The organism is Stieleria sp., assembly GCF_041595215.1.
Classification (GTDB): Bacteria; Planctomycetota; Planctomycetia; order Pirellulales; family Pirellulaceae; genus Stieleria; species Stieleria magnilauensis.
The window spans coordinates 1-5,048 of the sequence record NZ_JBFHKV010000625.1; the positions used below are offsets into that span (position 1 = coordinate 1).

General features: G+C 60.2%; 4 protein-coding genes. 1 reads left to right on the top strand and 3 read right to left on the bottom strand.

Features of this window, described 5'->3' with window-relative positions; translation table 11 throughout:
- On the top strand, positions 1 to 2,382 hold a 2,382-nt coding region (gene uvrA / locus ABX749_RS21305), incomplete at its 5' end, for an excinuclease ABC subunit UvrA (RefSeq protein WP_372897754.1).
- Positions 2,383 to 2,487: 105 nt separating this feature from the next.
- Here the strand turns inward: uvrA and ABX749_RS21310 are convergent.
- From ABX749_RS21310 to ABX749_RS21320, 3 genes are all read right to left on the bottom strand, one after another.
- Positions 2,488 to 2,973 (bottom strand): GxxExxY protein, encoded by a 486-nt coding sequence (locus ABX749_RS21310; RefSeq protein ID WP_372897757.1) that lies wholly within the window; start codon positions 2,971 to 2,973, stop codon positions 2,488 to 2,490.
- Positions 2,974 to 3,028: 55 nt separating this feature from the next.
- Complete coding sequence (locus tag ABX749_RS21315; RefSeq protein WP_372897755.1) at positions 3,029 to 3,985, bottom strand: ABC transporter permease; 957 nt, start codon at positions 3,983 to 3,985, stop codon at positions 3,029 to 3,031.
- A partial coding sequence (locus ABX749_RS21320) for a sugar ABC transporter ATP-binding protein (protein WP_372897756.1) occupies positions 3,982 to 5,048 on the bottom strand: 1,067 nt, incomplete at its 5' end. The genes ABX749_RS21320 and ABX749_RS21315, both read right to left, overlap by 4 nt.

Genomic DNA, 5,048 nt, shown 5'->3' on the forward strand with positions numbered 1-5,048 from the left:
GGGGGCGCGGAATGCATCGTGGTCGTCGACCGGGTTTCAGCCGACACCGAACTGTCGCGTTTGACCGAATCGCTGGAAACCTCCATGGGCGAAGGACACGGCCGGGCGGTCGTGCTGATCGAAGCGCAGGCGACAGGGACCGCGACAGCGACCGCCGAAGCCTCCATCGTTCCGCCCTCCGCGCAGCGCGTCGGCGAATCGAATCTTCACTTCGTTCCCCCGAACCAAGATCTCTCGGCCGCTGATCCGAGCGCCGACGTCATCACCGACGCCAAAACGCCGACGGGCCGCATCACCGAGATCGATGGCCGCCCTTGGATGCAGCGGGTGATCAGCGATCAACGGCGCTGTGATCAGTGCGACCTGGATTACCCCGATCCCGTCCCCAGGCTGTTTAATTTCAACAACCCGCTGGGGGCCTGCGAAAAATGCGAAGGCTTCGGCGATCTGGTCGACGTGGACATGGACCTGATCGTGCCGGACCCGTCGCTTTCGATTGCCGAGGGTGCGATCGCGCCCTGGAACACGCCCTCCTATGAACATGAGCTGGAGGAATTACTGGCGCTGGCCGAGGACTACGACCTGCCGACCGACGTGCCGTTCAGCAAGCTCAAGAAGAAGCACTTGAAGTTGATTCAGCGCGGGGTGCACGAGCGAAACTTTGGCGGACTCGATGGCTTCTTCGCCTGGCTGGATCGCAAGAAATACAAGATGCACATCCGCATCTTTGCCGCCCGTTATCGCAGCTATCGAACCTGCGACGCCTGTGACGGTCGTCGCTACAACGCAGCGGCACTGGCCTACAAGATCGCCGACCGGACGATCGCGGACCTGCTGGAAATGTCGGGTTCGGCCGCTGCGGAATTCTTTCATCACGCGCCGCTGGGTGAGCGGCAGCGTGAGATCGCCGCCGAACCGCTGCGACAAATCTGCGACCGGATCGGATACCTGCAATCGGTCGGGCTGGGCTACCTGCAACTCGATCGCCCTCTGCGGACGCTCTCCGGCGGCGAAACGCAACGGGTCGCGTTGACCGCGGCCCTGGGCGGCAACCTGGTCAACATGCTGTACGTGTTGGACGAGCCGACTGCGGGGCTGCACCCCAAAGACGTCCGCCGGCTGGCCGATTCGATCGCATCCTTGCGGGATCGCGGCAATACCGTGATCGTCGTCGAGCACAACGAAACGATGATCGAAACCGCCGATCGCGTCGTCGAGATCGGTCCCGGTGCGGGCAGCGACGGCGGTCGGATCGTGTTTGAAGGCACGCCCAAGCAGATGCTGCGCCACCGTGACTCGCTGACCGGGCAATTCCTCTCCGGACGACGCGGCGCGACTCTGCGGCACCACGATCCGCGGTCGCCGCGTGGTCGGATCACGCTGCGAGGGGCGCGCGGCCACAACCTGCAAGACCTGACCGTGGATTTTCCTTTGGGCGTGTTGTGCGTCGTGACCGGCGTTTCCGGCAGCGGCAAAAGCTCGCTCGTCCAGGACACGCTGTTCGAAGCAATCCGCCACGAGAAACTTCGCCAAGCCGCCAAACCGCTGCCCTATCAATCGATCACCGGACTGGGCCAGATCCAGGACTGTGTGTCGGTCGATCAATCCCCGATCAGTCGCTCTCCACGCAGTTGCCCGGTGACCTACCTGAAGGCGTTTGATCCGATCCGCAAGGTGTTTGCCGACAGCGTCGAGGCGCGGGCGCGCGGATTGACTCCCAGCCACTTCACGTTCAACAGCGACAAGGGACGGTGCCCGGAATGCGAAGGCGCCGGCGTGCTGGAAATCGACATGCAATTCCTGGCCGACGTTTCGATGCAGTGCCCGGAATGTCGCGGCACGCGATTCCGCGATGACATTTTGAAGGTCCGATATCGCGACCGCTCGATTGCCGACGTGCTGGCGATGAGCGCCCGCGAAGCCTACGCGTTTTTCCGAGGCGCCGACAAGGTTCAGGCGCGGCTGAAACGGATGATCGATGTCGGGCTGGGCTATCTGTCGCTCGGCCAATCCGCCACCACGCTGTCCAGCGGCGAAGGCCAGCGGTTGAAATTGGCCGCCTTCTTGGCGTCGGCAAAACGCAAACGCACCCTGTTCGTGATGGACGAACCGACCACCGGTTTGCACTTTGACGATCTGATCCGCTTGGTCGATTGCTTCGACGCCCTGATCGCCGACGGACACTCGCTGTTGGTCGTCGAACACAACCCGCTGCTGATGCTCTCAGCCGACCACCTGATCGATCTCGGCCCCGGCGCCGGAGACGCCGGAGGCCGAATCGTCGCCGAAGGCACACCGGCGGAAGTCGCAGCGTGCCAGGAAAGCGAGACAGGGAAAGTGCTAGCGATGGAGATGGACCGCGGAGGGATGGCAGAAAGATGAGGGGCAGGAAGATGGAGAGCAGTCGAGAGGGAGACAAGAAAATGGGTGACAAGAAAATGTTGCCGGTCCGCTCAGCACCGTCGGATCGTTTGGAATGTCACGGTGTCACTGGCGATGTTGAGCCACTGTACGACAGGAATCTCCACGTAACGAAGAAATCGGAGGATGTTTTTCAGGTAGGATTGTTTTTGTTTGTTGAGTGCAGTGACTTTTACGATGGAGCCTTATGGTCTCCGGACGTAAGTTCACAAGTTTGCCACGCTGGAGTTCACAGAGCATGAGGTAATTCAGCAATTGTGCTCGGTGCCTTGAATGGAGGCGTTCAACCGCTTTCCACTCGAAGACAGCCACCGCGTCAAAGACAGTGTCGATAAAATACTCATGACGAAACCTGTCTTGTCTAATGACGATTGGCACTTCTACTTGCGTCTGTTGGAAACTCTCACAAATCTTCGTCTGATAGATCTTTTCTCGGAAGAACGGTCCCATGGTCTTCCGAACTGAAAACACACGCCCCATCACCCTGTAGCAGACGTCCGCAAAAACCTGCTCCTCGACCGCGCGGACTTCGCCCAGGACCTCAACCGGCATCACTCCAAACCTCCACACAACATTTTCTTGTCACCCATTTTCTTGTCTACTTATCTCACCCCGACCTCCCGCCCCAGCGGACTCGGAGGGCGTCGAGGAGGACGGCGGCGATGATGACGGCTCCGGTGATCAGCTGTTTGATCGCGTCTTCGACGCCCAACTGCGCCAGGCCGGATTGCAACACGGCGATGATCAGGACGCCGATAAAGGACGCGACGACGCTGCCGCGTCCGCCCATCAAACTGGTGCCTCCGATCACACAGGCCGCGATCGCCGAGAGCTCTAACCCGATCGCCGCGTTGGGATCCGCACTGGACAATCGGCTGGTTTGCGACAGTGACGCCAGACCACACAGCAGCCCCAAAATCATGAAGGCGGCGATCGTGATCGGTGCCGTCCGAATCCCGCTCATCCGCACCGCTTCTTCGTTGGTCCCGATGGCAACGCAATAACGCCCGAAGACGGTTTTCGTCAGCAAGAACTGCCCCGCAATCACCGTCATCACCGCGACGAGAAAAGCCGGTGATAGCGGCACCCACTGCAACGGTTCCCCGAACGCTTCGACGCGGCTGCCGATGTACATCGTCTGTGAATCCGTGATCACCTTCGTCCCGCCGCGTGCCATTTCCAACATGCCCAGGCTGACGATGAACGATGGGATCGAAAACCAAACCGAGACAAACCCGTTGAACAATCCACACAAGCCCGTGACCAGCAAACACACCGAAAACGCCGCCGGTAAACTCCACTCGTGTCGCACCATCAACACCCCGATCACCGCCGATCCGAGCGCGAGTAACGATCCGACCGACAAGTCGATTCCGGCGACGATCAAGACCAACGTCATCCCGACCGACACGAAGATCAGGTCCGGATTGGAGTTGGCAATCGTGACCAGCGTCTGGGTCTGAAAGAAGTTCTTTGAACTGAGCGAAAACACCGCGATCAACAGCACCAACACTCCCAAGAGTCCGGCGTACTGCAAAAACGATTGAGTCAACTTTTGTTTCATGTTCCGGTCAAACGTTGAGATTCTTTGGTTCGATGCCCGGCAAAACTCGCCTGCAAGATGGCATCTTCGGTCCACAACGACCGCTCGCGGGTCTCCACCAGCCGCCCGGCCGACATCACGGCGATCCGATCACAGGTCTCCATCAGCTCGTCCAAGTCACTGCTGACGATCACGATCCCCTTGCCGGCCGACGCCAGTTCGTCGAACAGTTCATAAATCCTTCGCCGGGCACCGACATCGATCCCCCGCGTCGGTTCATCAAACAGAAACACGTCGGCGTCGCGGGTCAGCCATTTTGCGATCGCGACTTTTTGTTGATTGCCGCCACTGAGCGTTCCGACACTCTGTTCAATCCCGGTGCAACGCGTTTCCATCGCGCGACACATTTGCCCGGCGACCGTCGCTTCACGTGCCGGCCTGATCAAGCCGAACCGCGAAAACCGTTTGATCATCGCACTCAGCGACGTGTTGCAGCGAATCGACTGCTGGAGCAACAAACCGTTCTGCTTGCGGTCTTCGGTCACCATCGCCAAGCCTGCCGCGACCGCTTGCGACGGATGCCCAAAACGCGTGGGAGCTTTTCCCGCGACGCAAACCTGTCCCGATTCCGCTCGATCGGCGCCGAAGATCGCGCGCAGCAGTTCCGTCCGCCCCGATCCGACCAAACCCGCGATGCCAAACGTTTCCCCGCCGCGGACCTGAAAGGAGACGTCGCGAACCATGCCACAGCACAGGGCTTCCACAGTCAACACGGTCGAATCGTTACGCTGATCTGATTTGTCCGCCGAGACCGCTGACGTCGTAGCGCGTTGACGGGTTTCGGCATCCGGCTGTTCGTCGGACCGTTCATCGGCGAGCTCGCCACTCATCCGTTGGACCATCTGGTCGGTGCTCATCGATTCGGCGGTTTCGGTGCCGACGTGACGTCCGTCTCGCAGCACGGTGACGCGGTCGGCGATCTGTTTGACTTCGTCCAAACGGTGCGAGATGTAGATCATGCCGACGCCGCGATCACGCAGCTGACTGAGCTGGTCGAACAACAGCTGCGTCTCGCTGCCACTGA